General features: G+C 61.3%; 11 protein-coding genes. 5 read left to right on the top strand and 6 right to left on the bottom strand.

The annotated features are described in order from the left end of the window. Positions 1-191: 191 nt before the first annotated feature. Positions 192-2,456, top strand: a complete 2,265-nt coding sequence (gene rlmKL / locus PSH59_RS18890; RefSeq protein WP_248078121.1) for a bifunctional 23S rRNA (guanine(2069)-N(7))-methyltransferase RlmK/23S rRNA (guanine(2445)-N(2))-methyltransferase RlmL — start codon at positions 192-194, stop codon at positions 2,454-2,456. A gap of 139 nt (positions 2,457-2,595) precedes the next feature. Further along, the gene (locus PSH59_RS18885) at positions 2,596-4,983 is read left to right on the top strand and encodes a diguanylate cyclase (protein WP_305393411.1); all 2,388 of its coding nucleotides are present in this window, start codon (positions 2,596-2,598) and stop codon (positions 4,981-4,983) included. An 11-nt stretch (positions 4,984-4,994) separates the two neighbouring features. On the opposite strand, the gene dacB is transcribed toward PSH59_RS18885, so the two are convergent. Further along, positions 4,995-6,455 (bottom strand): D-alanyl-D-alanine carboxypeptidase/D-alanyl-D-alanine-endopeptidase, encoded by a 1,461-nt coding sequence (gene dacB, locus PSH59_RS18880; protein WP_248078117.1) that lies wholly within the window; start codon positions 6,453-6,455, stop codon positions 4,995-4,997. 236 nt (positions 6,456-6,691) lie between these two features. On the opposite strand from dacB, the gene PSH59_RS18875 reads away from it, so the two are divergent. After that, on the top strand, positions 6,692-7,036 hold the full coding sequence (locus PSH59_RS18875) for a YggL family protein (RefSeq protein WP_003193255.1): 345 nt from the start codon (positions 6,692-6,694) through the stop codon (positions 7,034-7,036). Positions 7,037-7,072: 36 nt separating this feature from the next. On the opposite strand, the gene PSH59_RS18870 is transcribed toward PSH59_RS18875, so the two are convergent. Beyond that, positions 7,073-8,263: a benzoate/H(+) symporter BenE family transporter gene (locus tag PSH59_RS18870; protein ID WP_305393410.1), complete on the bottom strand. Its 1,191-nt coding sequence runs from the start codon at positions 8,261-8,263 to the stop codon at positions 7,073-7,075. Between the two features lie 227 nt (positions 8,264-8,490). Between PSH59_RS18870 and PSH59_RS18865 the strand changes: the two genes are divergently transcribed. Beyond that, on the top strand, positions 8,491-9,255 hold the full coding sequence (locus tag PSH59_RS18865) for a GntR family transcriptional regulator (RefSeq protein WP_003175499.1): 765 nt from the start codon (positions 8,491-8,493) through the stop codon (positions 9,253-9,255). Positions 9,256-9,308: 53 nt separating this feature from the next. On the opposite strand, the gene guaD is transcribed toward PSH59_RS18865, so the two are convergent. The 4 genes from guaD to xdhA all read right to left on the bottom strand — a co-directional run bounded on the left by guaD (position 9,309) and on the right by xdhA (position 15,369). Further along, positions 9,309-10,613 carry a guanine deaminase gene (gene guaD, locus PSH59_RS18860; RefSeq protein WP_248078114.1) on the bottom strand — a complete coding sequence of 435 codons (1,305 nt, stop codon included), beginning with the start codon at positions 10,611-10,613 and terminating at the stop codon, positions 9,309-9,311. 7 nt (positions 10,614-10,620) lie between these two features. Further along, complete coding sequence (gene xdhC, locus PSH59_RS18855; RefSeq protein WP_305393409.1) at positions 10,621-11,463, bottom strand: xanthine dehydrogenase accessory protein XdhC; 843 nt, start codon at positions 11,461-11,463, stop codon at positions 10,621-10,623. A gap of 65 nt (positions 11,464-11,528) precedes the next feature. Continuing rightward, positions 11,529-13,928, bottom strand: a complete 2,400-nt coding sequence (gene xdhB / locus PSH59_RS18850; protein ID WP_305393408.1) for a xanthine dehydrogenase molybdopterin binding subunit — start codon at positions 13,926-13,928, stop codon at positions 11,529-11,531. Then, entirely contained in the window at positions 13,921-15,369 is a 1,449-nt protein-coding gene (gene xdhA, locus PSH59_RS18845; RefSeq protein WP_248078111.1) for a xanthine dehydrogenase small subunit, read from the bottom strand. Before xdhA ends, xdhB begins: the two co-directional genes overlap by 8 nt. Before the next feature lie 280 nt (positions 15,370-15,649). Between xdhA and PSH59_RS18840 the strand changes: the two genes are divergently transcribed. Then, positions 15,650-16,309, top strand: a complete 660-nt coding sequence (locus tag PSH59_RS18840) for a GntR family transcriptional regulator (protein WP_248078110.1) — start codon at positions 15,650-15,652, stop codon at positions 16,307-16,309. Positions 16,310-16,311: the final 2 nt, after the last annotated feature.

Below are 16,311 nucleotides of genomic sequence, written 5' to 3'. Positions count from 1 at the left end.
GGGTCGGAATATTTCTTTTTGTTGCTTTAAAAATTCACTCTGCCCCGTCAATAAAGGCCCAAGGGTTCGTCAGACGGGGTGGAACGGCACATTCGTGCCACGCGAGCACTCTTCAAGAAAAGTGCTTGATTGAAAACCGAACCGGCGATGCGTCGCTCGTTCATTTATTGCTGAAAAGCCTGGAATGCCCCATGTCGGACCGTTTTGAACTCTTCCTCACCTGCCCCAAAGGCCTCGAAGGCCTGCTGATCGAGGAAGCCGTCGGGCTTGGCCTTGAGGACGCCCGCGAGCACACTTCGGCCGTGCGCGGCATGGCCGACATGGAAACCGCCTACCGCCTGTGTCTCTGGTCGCGCCTGGCCAACCGCGTGCTGCTGGTGCTCAAGCGCTTCCCGATGAAGGACGCTGAGGACCTCTATCACGGCGTGCTGGATATCGAATGGGCCGACCACATGGTCAGTGACGGTACCTTGGCGGTGGAATTCAGCGGTCACGGTTCGGGCATCGACAACACCCACTTCGGCGCGCTGAAGGTCAAGGATGCGATCGTCGACAAGCTGCGCACCCCGACCGGCGAACGTCCGTCCATCGACAAGATCAACCCGGACCTGCGTATTCACCTGCGCCTGGACCGCGGCGAAGCCATTTTGTCGCTCGACCTCTCCGGCCACAGCCTGCACCAGCGCGGCTATCGCCTGCAGCAAGGTGCGGCGCCGTTGAAGGAAAACCTGGCGGCAGCCATTCTGATCCGTGCCGGCTGGCCGCGCATTGCGGCCGAAGGCGGCGCGTTGACCGACCCGATGTGTGGCGTGGGTACCTTCCTGGTTGAAGGCGCAATGATCGCCGCCGACATGGCGCCCAACCTCAACCGCGAGCTGTGGGGCTTCACCACGTGGCTGGGTCACGTCCCGGCGTTGTGGAAGAAGCTGCACGCCGAGGCCACTGAGCGCGCGGCCATCGGCATGAACAAAGCCCCACTGTGGGTGCGTGGCTACGAAGCGGATCCACGCCTGATCCAACCCGCGCGCAACAACATCGAGCGCGCAGGCCTGAGCCACTGGATCAAGGTGTATCAGGGCGAAGTCGGTACCTTTGAACCGCGCCCGGACCAGAACCAGAAAGGCCTGGTGATCTGTAACCCACCGTACGGCGAGCGCCTGGGTGACGAAGCCAGCCTGCTGTACCTCTATCAGAACCTGGGTGAGCGTCTGCGCCAGGCATGCATGGGCTGGGAAGCGGCGGTGTTCACCGGCGCGCCGGACCTGGGCAAGCGCATGGGTATCCGCAGCCACAAGCAGTATTCGTTCTGGAACGGCGCCTTGCCGTGCAAATTGCTGCTGATCAAAGTCAACCCGGACCAGTTCGTCACCGGCGAGCGCCGCACCCCGGAGCAACGCCAGGCCGAACGTGAACAGGCGGCTTACGATCAGGCCCCGGCCGAGCCGCAAGAGCGTCAGTACAACAAGAACGGTAATCCGATCAAGCCCGCTCCGGCGCCGGTGGTCGAGCAAGCGCGCCTGAGCGAAGGCGGGCAGATGTTCGCCAACCGTCTGCAAAAGAACCTCAAGTTGCTGGGCAAGTGGGCCAAGCGTGAAGGCGTCGATTGCTACCGTGTCTACGATGCCGACATGCCGGAATACTCCATGGCCATCGACCTGTACCACGACTGGGTGCACGTGCAGGAATACGCTGCGCCCAAGTCCATCGACCCGGAAAAAGCCTCCGCACGCATGTTCGATGCGCTTGCCGCCATCCCTCAGGCGCTGAACATCGACAAGAGCCGTGTGGTGGTCAAGCGTCGTGAGCGTCAGAGCGGCACCAAGCAGTACGAGCGCCAGAGCGCCCAGGGCAAGTTCACCGAGGTCAGCGAAGGCGGCGTGAAGTTGCTGGTCAACCTCACCGACTACCTGGATACCGGCCTGTTTCTCGACCACCGCCCGATGCGCATGCGTATTCAAAAAGAGGCGGCCGGCAAGCGTTTCCTCAACCTGTACTGCTACACCGCCACCGCCAGTGTGCACGCGGCCAAGGGCGGCGCGCGCAGCACCACCAGTGTCGACCTGTCCAAGACCTACCTGGACTGGGCCCGTCGCAACTTCTCGCTCAATGGTTTCTCCGACAAGAACCGCCTGGAGCAGGGCGATGTGATGGCGTGGCTGGAAGCCAGTCGCGATGAGTTCGACATGATCTTCATCGACCCGCCGACCTTCTCCAACTCCAAGCGTATGGAAGGCATCTTCGACGTGCAGCGTGACCACGTGCAATTGCTCGACCTGGCCATGGCCCGCCTGGCACCAGGTGGCGTGCTGTACTTCTCGAATAACTTCCGCAAGTTCCAGCTCGAGGACAACCTCAGCGAACGCTATGCGGTCGAGGAGATCAGCGATAAAACCATCGACCCGGATTTTGCGCGCAATGCGAAGATCCACCGGGCCTGGAAAATCACCGCGCGCTGATCGATGTACCTAAAAGCCGCAAGCCTGGTTTATTCCGCGCTTGCGGCTTTTTTGCGCTGGTCAAACCGTGGGGCGGTAGCTATAACTTAAGGCCTAGCCAAAGTGACACCCCCGCACGCTGGCGTTGTGAGTGTTGCCTATGCCGTTGCAAGCCGTCCGCCCGAAGATCCTTGGCTTTATCAGTGAACAGGCGTCGGCTTGGCTGGTGGCATTGGTGGTGTTTCTGGTGGGGTGCGCTCTGACGCTCGTCCTCACTTGGGCGGCGTCTGACCTTTACCGGCAGCAGGTACGCCAGCGCTTTCAGTTGCTGGCCAATGAACGCTATACCCGCCTGCAGGAGCGCTTCGAAGACCAGGAACAACGCTTGAACAGCCTGCGCCGGTTCTTCATTAACTCCGACGATGTTTCCCGCGAAGAATTCGATGGTTTCGCCCAGCCCCTGTTGTCGCGGGCCCGTGCCTACGCCTGGGCGCCCCGGGTGTTTCGCGAGCAGCGCACCAGGTTCGAGCAAGAGCAGTCCCGGCTCAGCGGTACGCCCTTTGTTATCCGTGAATTGAATGCGGCTGGTGAGCTGGCCCCGTCGCCTGAGCGCGATGAATACGTGCCGGTGCTCTATAGCCAGACGCAAAGCCTGTTGGGTTCGCCGCTGGGCTTTGACCTGCTGGCCCAGCCCCTGCGGCGCTCGACGCTGGAGCGGGCGCAAAAGAGCGGCATGCTGGCGGTGTCCCAGCCAATGCAATTAGTGGGGATAGAGCCCGCTTACGCCACGGGCGTGCTGCTGGTGGCACCGGTTGCTTCGCAACAGTCCCAGGATCAGTTTCGAGGCTATGTGATGGCGGTGATCAGCATGCGTCAGCTGGTGGCCGACGGGCTGCCAAATCCAGAGCGGGACAACCTCGTGATGCAGATTGTCGATACCTCCGACCTGCAAAAACGCATGCTTTACGCGTCCAGTAATACTGTGGGCGACAGCGATCTGGTCGGCGCGCGCCGACTGACCTTGGGCGACCATGTGTATGCGCTGACCCTGCGCCCAAGCCAGGTATTCGACCAGGCCAACCATTCATCCCTGACCACCATCCTCACCATGGGCGGGTTGCTCAGCCTGTTGCTCAGCGCCCTGCTTTATGTGCTGGTCAGCCAGCGTCAACGCGCCTTGAAACTGGTGGAAGAGCGCACCTTAGAGCTGCGCCAGCGCGAGCAGGAGGTGCGTGACGCCCACGGCCAGTTGCGCAGCGTGCTCAATGCCGCCACCCAAGTGGCCATCATTGCCACCGACCTGCGCGGCACCATCAATACATTCAACGCCGGCGCCGAACAGATGCTCGGATTCAAGGCTGAGCAGGTGGTGGGCAAATTGACCCTGGAGAGCCTGCACCTGGCGCAGGAACTGGAGACGCGCGCTGCCAGCCTGAGTGTGGCCATGGGCAAGCGCATCCCTGCCAGTCAGGCGATGCTCGGCGAAAGCCCCGACAGCCTGCACGAAGCCCACGAATGGACGCTCGTGCGCCAGGATGGCAGCCAGTTGACGGTGAACATGCTAGCCACCGTGTTGCTTGATGATCACGGCTTATGGATAGGATACCTGGCGATCTACCTGGACATTACCGAACAAAAACGAGCCTACGAGGCCTTGGCGGCGCGCGACCGCTTGCTGAAGAAACTCAGTGCCCATGTGCCGGGCGGGATCTTCCAGTTCACGCTGGAACCTCAGGAAAACTGGCGCTTTATCTATGCCAGTGACGGCATGCGCGACATCTATGAAGTGGAAACGGGGATATTGCAGCAGGATGCGACACGGGCCCTCGAGCGTATCCATCCGCTGGATGTGGAACGGGTGCGGGCTTCGATTCGCCTGTCGGCGTTGCAGTTGAGTCATTGGCGCGAAGAGTATCGGGTGCTGCTGCCCCAACGAGGTCTGCGCTGGATCCGCGGCGAGGCCACCCCGGAGGAGTTACCTGGCGGCGGTACGCTGTGGCACGGTTATGTGTCGGACATTTCCGATCTCAAACGAGTGGAAGAAGAGCTGCGCGCACTGTCGATCACCGATTCGCTGACGGGGATTCATAACCGCCGCTATTTCCAGGACCGTCTCAAAACCGAGATGGTGCGGGTCGGCCGCACCCGCGGGGCCTTGTCGGTGATCATGTTGGATGTCGACCATTTCAAACGGATCAACGACAAGCATGGGCATGCGGTCGGCGACGGGGTGTTGCAGGAGTTATGTAAACGCATCAGCCAACGCTTGCGTCGCACGGATGTGTTTTGCCGCTTGGGCGGCGAGGAGTTCATGGTGCTGTGCCCTAACACCGACAGCGAGCAGGCCTACTGTTTGGCGATGGAGTTATGGCAGTCGCTGCGCGGTGAGCCGATGACCCCGGTGGGCATCGTTACCGCCAGCTTTGGCGTGGCCAGTTGGCGGGTCGACGAGGGCATTGATAGTTTGTTGCTACGCGCCGATTCTGCGGTGTACGCGGCCAAGCAGGCGGGCAGGGATCGGGTTGAAGCGCCCGGCCTGCCTGTCTGATCCCCGGTCCGTTAGAGCACAGGCGCTGCGGCTGCCAGCTTCGGTTGGCGATACAGGTCCAGCAGCACCTGATCCAGCACCGACGAAGCACCCCAGGGCTTCGGATCGTTTAGGATCGCCACCACCGCCCAGGTGTTGCCATTGTTATCACGGCTGAACCCGGCGATGGCGCGCACGGTGTTCAAGGTCCCGGTCTTGACGTGGGCTTCGCCGCGCATGGCGGTGGTCTTCAGGCGTTTGCGCATGGTGCCGTCGGTGCCGGCAATCGGCATCGAGCTGATGTATTCGGCAGCGTACGGGCTCTTCCAGGCAGCTTGCAGCATGGCGGCCATCTCGCGGGCGCTGACGCGCTCGGCCCGTGACAGGCCTGAGCCGTTTTCCATCACCAGGTGGGGTGCGGTAATGCCTTTTTTCGCCAGCCACTGGCGCACCACACGTTGTGCTGCTTTGGCGTCGTCACCATCGGCATCGTTGCGAAACTGCGCGCCGAGGCTCAGGAACAGTTGCTGGGCCATGGTGTTGTTACTGTATTTGTTGATGTCGCGGATGATTTCCGCCAGGTCCGGCGAAAATGCGCGGGCCAGTACCTTGGCATCCTTGGGGACGGGGGCCTGAATATCACGCCCCTGGATGCTGCCGCCCAACTCCTTCCAGATCGCCCGTACGGCGCCGGCAGTGTAGGTGGCATGGTCCAGCAGCGACAGATACGTCTGCGAGCTGCAGCCATCGCCCAACTGGCCGCTGACGGTGACCGTCACGCTGCCATCGGCGGCGGTGACCGGGTTGTAGCGCACGTCACCCGTGCATTGCTTGGCGTTGGACGCCTTGACCTGATTGTCGATGCGAATACTGGCAATCGGCGGTTCGACCGACACGATCACACGTCCGGAATCATTGCGGGTGACAAACCGCAGGGCCTTGAGGTTGACCAGCAGCGCGTCGGGCTTGACCAGGAACGGCTTGTTCTCGTCGTTGCCGTCGTCGTTGAACTCCGGCAATTGCGGCGGGATAAAGAAGCCACGGTCCAGCACCAGATCGCCGGTGACTTGCTGCACGCCGTTGGCGCGCAGGTCACGCATCAGCAGCCAGAGTTTTTCCATGTTCAGCTTGGGGTCGCCGCCGCCCTTGAGGTACAGGTTGCCGTGCAACACGCCGCCGCTGAGGGTGCCGTCGGTGTAGAACTCGGTTTTCCACTGGTGGTTGGGGCCCAGCATTTCCAGGGCTGCATACGTGGTGACCAGCTTCATGGTGGACGCGGGGTTAACCGAGACATCGGCGTTGAAGACGGTGGGGGTGCCGGGGCCGTTGAGCGGGATCATCACCAGCGACAGCGCGGTGTTTTGCAGCTTGGCTTTGGCAAGGGCTTGCTGAACGTTTGGTGGAAGGGTGTTATTGACTGGGGCGGCATTGGCGCAGAGGGCCAATGGCAGAAGAAGACCGGCAAGTAACAATGGACGTAAAGATTTGATCATAAGAAATAAAACCCTACTTCTAGGAGGGTGAAAAAAGGCGAGGGCTATGTAAGAAAATCCCTCATTGGTCATGAAAGTGTCGGCATTATGCCCCAAGGTTGACGTACTTGTGGCTGAACCATCGCTGGAAATAGGCGTTTTTTTGCAGGCAGTGCGCCGCCTGTCCCAGAGAGTCGGGCAATCGCCGGCTTAAACTGCTAAAGTGCCGCCCGTTATTACTTAAGAGGATTGTTCCAATGGCGACTAACCGTTCCCAGCGTCTGCGCAAAAAACTGTGCGTTGATGAATTTCAAGAGCTGGGTTTCGAACTGAACCTGGACTTCAACGAAGGCCTGAGTGAAGAAGCTATCGACGCTTTCCTCGAAGCATTCATCAAAGAAGCCATGGAAGCCAACGGTCTGGGCTATGTCGGCGGCGATGACTACGGTCTGGTTTGCCTGCAGAAGCGCGGCTCGGTTTCCGAAGAGCAGCGTGCTGCTGTTGAAGCCTGGCTGAAAACCCGTTCTGAGCTGACCAAGGCTGAAGTCAGCCCGCTGCTGGACGTGTGGTATCCGGAAAAGCCGATCAACGCGGCTAAGTGATACAAAAAAAGCGGCGACCTTAGGGTCGCCGTTTTTTTATGCCTTGCGCCAGTTCAGAATCAGCAGCGTCAACACCCCCGCCACAATCCCCCAGAACGCCGACCCGATGGAAAACAACGTCAAGCCTGACGCGGTGACCATAAAGGTGATCAGCGCCGCTTCCCGTTCCTTCGGCTCATTCATGGCGATGCTCAAGCCATTGATGATCGAGCCAAACAACGCCAACGCCGCAATCGACAGCACCAACTCTTTGGGCAGCGCGGCAAACAGTGCCGCCAACGTGGCGCCGAACACCCCGGCAATCCCGTAGAACACCCCGCACCATACCGCTGCCGTATAGCGCTTGTTACGGTCTTCATGGGCATGGGGCCCGGTGCAGATGGCGGCGCTGATCGCGGCCAGGTTGATGCCGTGGGAGCCGAACGGTGCCAGCACCAGGGAGGCCAGGCCGGTGGCGGTGATCAGCGGCGAGGCGGGCACGTTATAGCCGTCTGCCCGCAACACCGCGACGCCGGGCATGTTTTGTGAGGTCATCGCCACCACAAACAGTGGAATGCCGATGCTGATGGTTGCCGCCAATGAAAAGTGCGGCGTGGTCCATACCGGCGTCGCCACTTCCAGGTGAAAGCCGCTGAAGTCCAGCAAGCCCATCAGCCCCGACAGCAGCGTGCCGATCACCAGTGCGGCGAGCACCGCATAGCGCGGTGACAAGCGTTTGATGATCAGGTAGGTGAAAAACATCCCCAGCACCAGGCCCGTACGATGTTGCGCGGCAACGAAGATCTCGCTGCCGATCTTGAATAGAATCCCCGCCAGCAACGCCGCCGCCAGCGACGCGGGAATACGCTTGACCAGTTTTTCAAAGCTGCCGGTCAGCCCGCAGATCATCACCAGCACCGCGCATGTAATGTAGGCGCCAATGGCCTCGCCATAACTCACACCGCCCAGGCTGGTGATCAACAGCGCCGCGCCCGGCGTGGACCAGGCGATGGTGATCGGTGTGCGGTAGCGCAGCGACAGGCCGATGCTGCATACCGCCATGCCGATGGAAATCGCCCAGATCCACGACGAAATTTGCGCGGTGGTCAAACCGGCGGCCTGGCCGGCCTGGAACATCAGCACCAGCGAGCTGGTGTAGCCGGTCATCATCGCGATAAAACCGGCGACGATGGCAGAGGGCGACGTGTCGGCCAGCGGGCGCAGACGCGCTTGGGTAGCGTGGGTCATGGGCGGTGTTCCTTTTACCTGAGGCTTTTTACCGGTGAAGGCGCGGATTCAAGCCTAAACTCAAACGTAACCACTCATTGCAATACAGCGGAGGCCGCAAACAGCCGTACAGTGTGTTGGCGCATTCGGTTGTGTACAATGTGCCACGCTTTTAGGTGATACTTGCCAGCGACCCCGCGTTGCCGTATTACCGTTAATTCGCCGCCGTTCTCCCGACCCGAGTGCCCATGAACGAACAGTTGCAACCTCTCAAGAAACAACCGCGTGCCGGCAAGGCCGGTCGCAGTGGAACCCAGGACGATATCGTCTATGCACATATCTTCGAGGCGATCCTCGAACAACGCCTGGCGCCCGGAACCAAATTGAGCGAAGAGGCACTGGGCGAAATTTTCGGCGTGAGCCGCACCATCATTCGTCGCGCCCTGTCGCGCCTGGCGCATGAGGGCGTGGTGTTGCTGCGGCCCAATCGCGGCGCGGTAGTGGCCAGCCCCAGCGTCGAAGAAGCGCGCCAGGTGTTCCTGGCCCGACGTCTGGTGGAGCGCGCAATCACCGAGTTGGCGGTGCAGCACGCCACCGCCGAGCAACTGGCCGAATTACGCCAGATGGTCAACGACGAGCGTGACAGCTTCTCCCGTGGTGATCGCGGTGCCGGCATCCGCCTCTCCGGCGAATTCCACCTCAAGCTGGCTGAAGCGGCGAAAAACGCACCGCTGATCAGCTTCCAGCGCAGCCTGGTGTCCCAGACCTCATTGATCATCGCCCAGTACGAAAGCGGCAACCGCTCGCACTGTTCCTACGATGAGCACACCCAGTTGATCGACGCGATCGAAGCGCGGGACGCGGCATTGGCGGTGAACCTGATGATGCATCACATGGATCACATCGACAGCAAGCTCAACCTTGATGAAGAGAGCGCGTCGGATGATCTGCACGCGGTGTTCTCGCACCTGCTGCAGACCAAGAAGCCAGGGCGCTCGTCGGTAAAGTTGTAAACCCGATCAGAAATGTGGGAGCAGCTTGCCCGCGCCCACATTGGTGTGGCGGATCAGCGTTGGTGCACCAACTGCCCGGCCGCATAGGTTTGTAACACCGTCCGGTCGTCCCCCAGCGTCATCAGCACGAACAACGTCTCGGCAATATGATTGGCCTGCTTCAAGCGATAGCTCAGCAGCGGCGTGGCGTTGTAGTCCAGCACCAAAAAGTCTGCGTCGGTACCCGGCTGCAACGTACCGATCCTGTCTTCCAAACGCAGCGCCCGCGCGCCGCCCAGGGTGGCCAGGTACAACGATTTGAACGGGCTCAACCGCGCACCCTGCAACTGCATGACCTTGTAGGCTTCGTTCAGGGTTTGCAGCAGCGAAAAGCTGGTGCCACCGCCCACATCGGTACCCAGGCCCACGTTTAATTTGTGCTTTTCGGCCATCGGCAGATTGAACAGGCCACTGCCGAGGAAGAAGTTCGACGTTGGGCAGAACGCCACCGCCGAGCCGGTCTCCGCCAGGCGCGCGCACTCCTCATCACACAGATGCACGCCATGGGCGAACACCGAGCGTTCGCCGAGAAGCTTGTAATGGTCGTACACATCCAGGTAGCCGCTGCGCTCTGGAAACAGCGCCTTGACCCATTCGACTTCCTGCTTGTTCTCGCTGATGTGCGTCTGCATATACAGGTCCGGGTATTCCCCGAGTAACTGCCCGGCCAACGCCAGTTGCTCTGGCGTGCTGGTCGGCGCAAAGCGAGGCGTGACCGCATAGTGCAGGCGGCCCTTGCCGTGCCAGCGCTCGATCAGCGCCTTGCTTTCCTGATAGCCGGAGTCGGCGGTGTCGGTCAGATAGTCCGGCGCGTTGCGGTCCATCATCACCTTGCCGGCGATCATGCGCAGGTCGAGTTTCTCGGCCGCTTCAAAAAACGAATTGACCGACTGCGGGTGCACGCTGCCGAACACCAGGGCGGTGGTGGTGCCGTTGCGCAGCAGCTCCTTGATAAAAATGTCCGCCACTTCATCGGCGTGGGCCTTGTCGGCGAACTGGCTTTCGCAAGGGAAGGTGTAGGTGTTGAGCCAGTCCAGCAACTGCTCGCCGTAGGCGCCGACCATGCCGGTTTGCGGCAGGTGGATATGGGTGTCGATCAGGCCGGGGGTGATCAACGCGTCCTGATAATGGGTGATGTCGATATCGGCCGGCAGGGTCGGCAGCAGGTCGCTGGCGTGACCCAGGGCGCTGATCCGGCCGTTATCGACCACCAGCAGGCCGTCTTCGAAATATTCGTAGGACGCTTCGATGCCCACTTCAGCGGGGTCGGCGAGGCTGTGCAGGATGGCCGCACGGTAGGCTTTGCGAGTCAAAGGCATGGTGTTCTCAATTGATAGCTTGGCTGCGACGCGACGCCGGCAGCAGTTTGGCAATGGGTTCGGCGCTCGCGGTGTGCTGGCCGAAATTGGCGTTGTAGGTGGCGATGATTTCGCCGGCGATGGAGATGGCGATCTCCACGGGCAATTTACCCTTCACCTCGGTGAGGCCCATGGGGCAGCGCATGCGTTGCAACTGTGCGGCGTCGAAACCACGCTCGCGCAGGCGGTGGTCGAACTTCACGCGTTTGGTCTTCGAGCCGATCAGGCCGAAGTAGGCGAAGTCATTGCGCTTGAGCAGGGCGGCGCTGAGTTCCAGGTCCAATGCGTGATTGTGGGTCATGACGATGCAGTAACTGCCCGCCGGCAGGTCGGCAATTTCGTCGACCGGCTCTTCGCTGATGATTTTACGCACGCCCTGTGGGATATGTTCCGGGAACTCCTGCTCGCGTGAATCAATCCAGCGCACCCGGCACGGCAGGCTTGCCAGCAACGGCACCAGCGCACGGCCGACGTGGCCGGCGCCAAATACCGCAATCTGCGCCTGCACCTGACCCATGGGTTCGAACAGCAGCACCGTCACCCCGCCGCAGCACTGTCCCAGGCTGGCGCCCAGGCTGAAGCGCTCCAGATGGGTGTTCTGCTGGCCACGCACGAGCATGTCCCGGGCGATCTGCATGGCCTTGTATTCCAGGTGCCCGCCGCCGATGGTGTCGAAGGTCTGCGCCGCGCTGATGACCATCTTCGAGCCGGCGTTGCGTGGGGTGGAGCCGAGCTCTTCGATGATGGTCACGAGTACGCAGGGCTCGCCACGGTTTTGCAGATCGGCCAAGGCGCTGATCCAGTTATTCATAGTCACCTCTTGTGGTGTCTGTGAGGCCGCTATCGGGGGCTTGCCCCCAATGGCAGCGTCTCGGTCTAAAGCGAAGCCATCTCGGTTTCAGCCTCAACGGCTTTCGCCGCCTGCAACTGCCGCATCTGCTCACAGCCCCACAGCACCCGCTCCGGCGTCGCCGGTGCATCGATTTTCGGTTGATGGCGATAGTCGCCTACGCTCGCGACGGCATCCTTGATCGCACACCACGACGCGATGCCGAGCATGAACGGCGGCTCGCCCACGGCCTTGGAGTGGAACACCGTGTCTTCCGGGTTCTTGCGGTTCTCCACCAGCTTCACGCGCAGGTCCAGCGGCATGTCCGCTACCGCCGGGATCTTGTAGCTGGCCGGGCCGTTCGTCATCAGTTTGCCCTTGTCGTTCCACACCAGCTCTTCCATGGTCAGCCAGCCCATGCCCTGGATAAACCCGCCCTCCACCTGGCCGATGTCGATGGCCGGGTTCAGCGAGGCACCTACATCGTGCAGGATGTCGGTGCGCAGCATCTTGTATTCGCCGGTCAGGGTGTCGACGATCACTTCGCAGCACGCCGCGCCAAAGGCGTAGTAATAGAAAGGCCGGCCACGGGACTGGCTGCGGTCGTAGAAGATTTTCGGGGTCTTGTAGAACCCGGTGCTCGACAGCGACACCTGGGCGAAGTACGCCTGTTGGATCAGCGCCTCGAACGTCAGGATCTGCTCGCGCACACGCACGTGACCGTTGTGGAACTCGACGTCCGCTTCGCTGACGTCGTACTTGCGCGCCGCAAACTCCACCAGGCGCTGCTTGATGGTTTCGGCAGCGTTCTGCGCCGCCTTGCCGTTCAGGTCCGCACCGCTGGAGGCGGCGGTCGGCGAGGTGTTGGGCACTTTGTCGGTGTTGGTGGCGGTGATCTGTACGCGGTCTATGTGCACCTGGAACACTTCGGCCACCACCTGGGCAACTTTGGTGTTCAGACCCTGGCCCATTTCGGTGCCGCCGTGGTTCAGGTGGATGCTGCCGTCGGTGTAGATGTGGATCAGCGCGCCGGCCTGGTTGAGGAAGCTGGCGGTGAACGAGATACCGAACTTCACCGGGGTCAGCGCCAGGCCTTTTTTCAGGATCGGGCTGTGGGCGTTGTACAGGCGAATCGCTTCGCGGCGCTCGGCGTATTGGCTGCTGGCCTCGAGTTCGGCGGTCATCTCTTCGAGCATGTTGTGCTCGACGGTCTGGTAGTAGTGGGTGACGTTGCGTTCGGTCTTGCCGTAGTAGTTGGCCTTGCGCACGGCCAGCGGGTCCAGGCCCAGGTGGCGGGCGATGGCGTCCATGACTTCCTCGATGGCGACCATGCCCTGGGGGCCGCCGAAGCCACGGTAGGCGGTGTTGGACGCGGTGTTGGTCTTGCAGCGGTGGCCGTTGACCGTGGCGTCGCCCAGGTAGTACGCGTTATCGGCGTGGAACATCGCGCGGTCGACAATCGAGTTGGACAGGTCCGGCGAGCAGCCGCAGTTACCCGCCAGGTCCAGGTTGATACCGTGCAGGCGGCCGTTGTCGTCAAAGCCCACGTCGTATTCGATATAGAAGGGGTGGCGCTTGCCGGTCATCAGCAGGTCCTCGACGCGCGGCAGGCGCATCTTGGTCGGCTGGCCGGTGAGGTGCGCGACCACCGCGCACAGGCACGCGGGGCTGGCGGCCTGGGTTTCCTTGCCGCCAAAGCCGCCGCCCATGCGGCGCATATCGACGACGATTTTGCTCATCGACACGTCGAGCACTTCGGCCACCAGCTTTTGCACTTCGGTGGGGTTCTGGGTGGAGCAGTAGACGATCATGCCGCCGTCTTCGGTGGGCATCACCGAAGATATCTGGGTTTCCAGGTAGAAGTGTTCCTGGCCGCCGATATGCAGGGTGCCCTGCAGGCGATTCTTCGCCGTCGCCAGGGCGCCGGCCGAATCCCCGCGTTGATGGGTATGGCTGTCGAGCACAAAGTGTTTATTCCGGTAGGCCTGGACGACGTCCAGCACCGGTTCCAGGTCTTCGTATTCGATCACTGCGGCCATCGCGGCTTTGCGCGCGGTGTCCAGATCGCGGGCGGCGACGGCGAGCACCACCTGGCCGACAAACTGCACGGTGTCGATGGCCAGCAACGGGTCGCCGGGCAGCAGTGGGCCGATGTCCTTGAGCCCCGGCACGTCTTTGTGGGTGATGGCGATGCGCACGCCCTCAAAGGCATAGCACGGCGCGGTGTCGATGCTGATGATTCGTGCATGGGCGCGGTCGGACATGCGCGCATACAGGTGCAACTGGTTGGGGAATTCCAGGCGGTCATCGATGTACTGCGCTTCACCGCTGACGTGCTTGGTGGCGCTGTCATGCTTGACGCTGCGACCGACTCCGCAGGTCAGGTCCTGGGTGAACAACTCGACAAGTTCGGCCTGGGTTTTAACGACGGCGTGATGGTTAGACATAAGCGGTCACCCGAGTCTCGATGTGCGGAGTCTGCAGTTCGATGAAGTATTTGCGCAGCAGGTTTTGGGCGCTGAGCAGGCGGTATTCCTTGCTGGCGCGAAAGTCCGACAGCGGGGTGAAATCCTGGGCGAGTGCGGCGCAGGCTTTCTCTACGGTAGCGGCGTTCCAGGTAGCGCCCACCAGCACGCTTTCGCAGTGTTGTGCGCGTTTAGGGGTGGCGGCCATGCCGCCGAATGCCACCCGTGCCTGGCTGATCACGCCATTGTCGAGCGTGAGGTTGAAGGCTGCGCATACCGCCGAAATATCATCGTCCAGGCGCTTGGACACCTTGTAGGCGCGGAACAGCGCATGGCCTCTTGGGACGATGATTTTCTCGATGAATTCACTGTCCTGGCGCGCGGTCACGCGGTAGTCGATGAAGTAGTCCTCCAGCGCCAATGTGCGGCGGGTCTGGCCCTTGCATAGCACGATCTGCGCGCCCAGAGCGATCAGCAGCGGCGGCGAATCACCGATGGGCGAGGCGTTGCCGATATTGCCGCCCAGGGTGCCCTGGTTGCGGATCTGCAGCGAGGCAAACCGGTGCAGCAATTCACCGAAGTCCGGGTATTCGTGATGCAGTGCTTCGTAGCAGTCGGAGAGGGCCGTGGCGGCGCCGATCTCCAGGCGGTCGTCGAAGCGTTCGATACGTTTCATCTCGGCAATATTGCCGACGTAGATCATCACCGGCAGGGTGCGATGGAACTGCGTGACTTCCAGCGCCAGGTCGGTGCCGCCGGCCAGCAGTCGGGCTTGCGGGTAGGCGTCATAGAGGTCGGCCAGGTCGGCTACTGTGAGCGGCACCAGGCAACGCTTGTCGCCACTGTTGAGTTCGCCGGTTTGCGTGGGAGCGATGGCTTTGAGGCGGGCGATGGTTTGCGCCTGTTGGCTGTCGAACTGATCCACCGGTTTATTGCAGCAGGCCTGTTCGGCGGCGGCGAGGATCGGGCGGTAACCGGTGCAGCGGCACAGGTTACCGGCCAGGGCTTCATGGGCTTTCCCGTTGTCGGGGGCGGTGCTGTTCTTTTGCAGGGCGAACAACGACATCACGAAGCCTGGGGTGCAGAAGCCGCATTGTGAACCATGGCACTCCACCATGGCTTGCTGCACGCTGTGCAATTGGCCCTGGTGCTTGAGGTCTTCGACGCTGATCAGTTGCTTGCCGTGCAGGGATGACACAAAGGTCAGGCACGAGTTGAGGCTGCGATAACGGATCTGCTCGGCGCCTTGATCGTCAGTATGCAGCTCGCCGACCACCACGGTGCACGCACCGCAATCGCCGCTGGCGCAGCCTTCCTTGGTACCGGATTTGCCCAGATGCTCGCGCAAATAATTGAGCACAGTCAGGTTGGGGTCCAGGGCGTGCTCGCTACGGAGTTCCTGGTTAAGTAAAAACTGGATCACGGAAGGCCTCGCAGACTCATTATTGTTGTTAACCGCTTTGCGCCGAATCTAGTCATCTCTGACTTTTCGGTCAATGATTTTCTGACTTGAGGGTCAAGAAAATGCGGTCACAACACGTTCAATTATGGTCCAGTCTTCTGAAACCGGCGTTTTTGGCGGCGTTTGGCTGTTCACGGTTGCTTATTTCATGCCAAATTCGCCGCTGTGGGCGTAGCGCCATCAGCGGGCCAATGCGCTACACTGCCGCGCTTGTACCGATAGCAGATTTTGAAGGGAAAACATGACGTTCAAGGCGCCGGACAGTCTCGCCGAGCAAATCGCTCACCACCTCGCCGAACGTATCATTCGCGGCGATCTCAAGCCTGGGGAACGCATCCAGGAACAGAAAGTCACGTTGGCGCTCAACGTCAGCCGTGGCTCCGTGCGCGAAGCCCTGCTGATCCTCGAGCGCCGTCACCTCATTGCGATCCTGCCGCGCCGTGGCGCCCACGTTACCGAGCTCACGGCACACAAGGTGCAGAGCCTGTGCACGTTGATGGGCGAGATGTACATCCTGCTCGGCAATGCAGTCGCCGAAGGCTGGCAGGCTCACGCCGACATGGCGCCGTTCCTGCAAATCCAGCAACGTCTTCAAGGCAGCTACGAGCGCGGCGACATCCGCGCCTTTGTCGAAGAAAGCTTCAACGTGATGCGCGCCGCGTACCCCTTCGCCAACAATCCCTACCTGCAGGAAACCGTCGAGAATCTGCAGCCGGCAATGAACCGCGCCTATTACCTGGCCCTGGATCAGCGCAAGGCGTCCATGAGCGAGTACCTGGTGTTGTTCGAGCAACTGCTCGCCGCCGTGCTGGCCCGTGACCTGGTGCAGATCCGTAAGGTGCTGTCGGCCTATTGCCAGCGCAGCAGTTCGCTGGTCATCGCAGCGTTGGGGGACGCCTAAGC

The organism is Pseudomonas sp. FP2309 (genome assembly GCF_030687575.1).
Classification (GTDB): Bacteria; Pseudomonadota; Gammaproteobacteria; order Pseudomonadales; family Pseudomonadaceae; genus Aquipseudomonas.
Note: the sequence above shows the minus strand (reverse complement) of the source record. Positions and strands in the feature narration are given on the sequence as shown.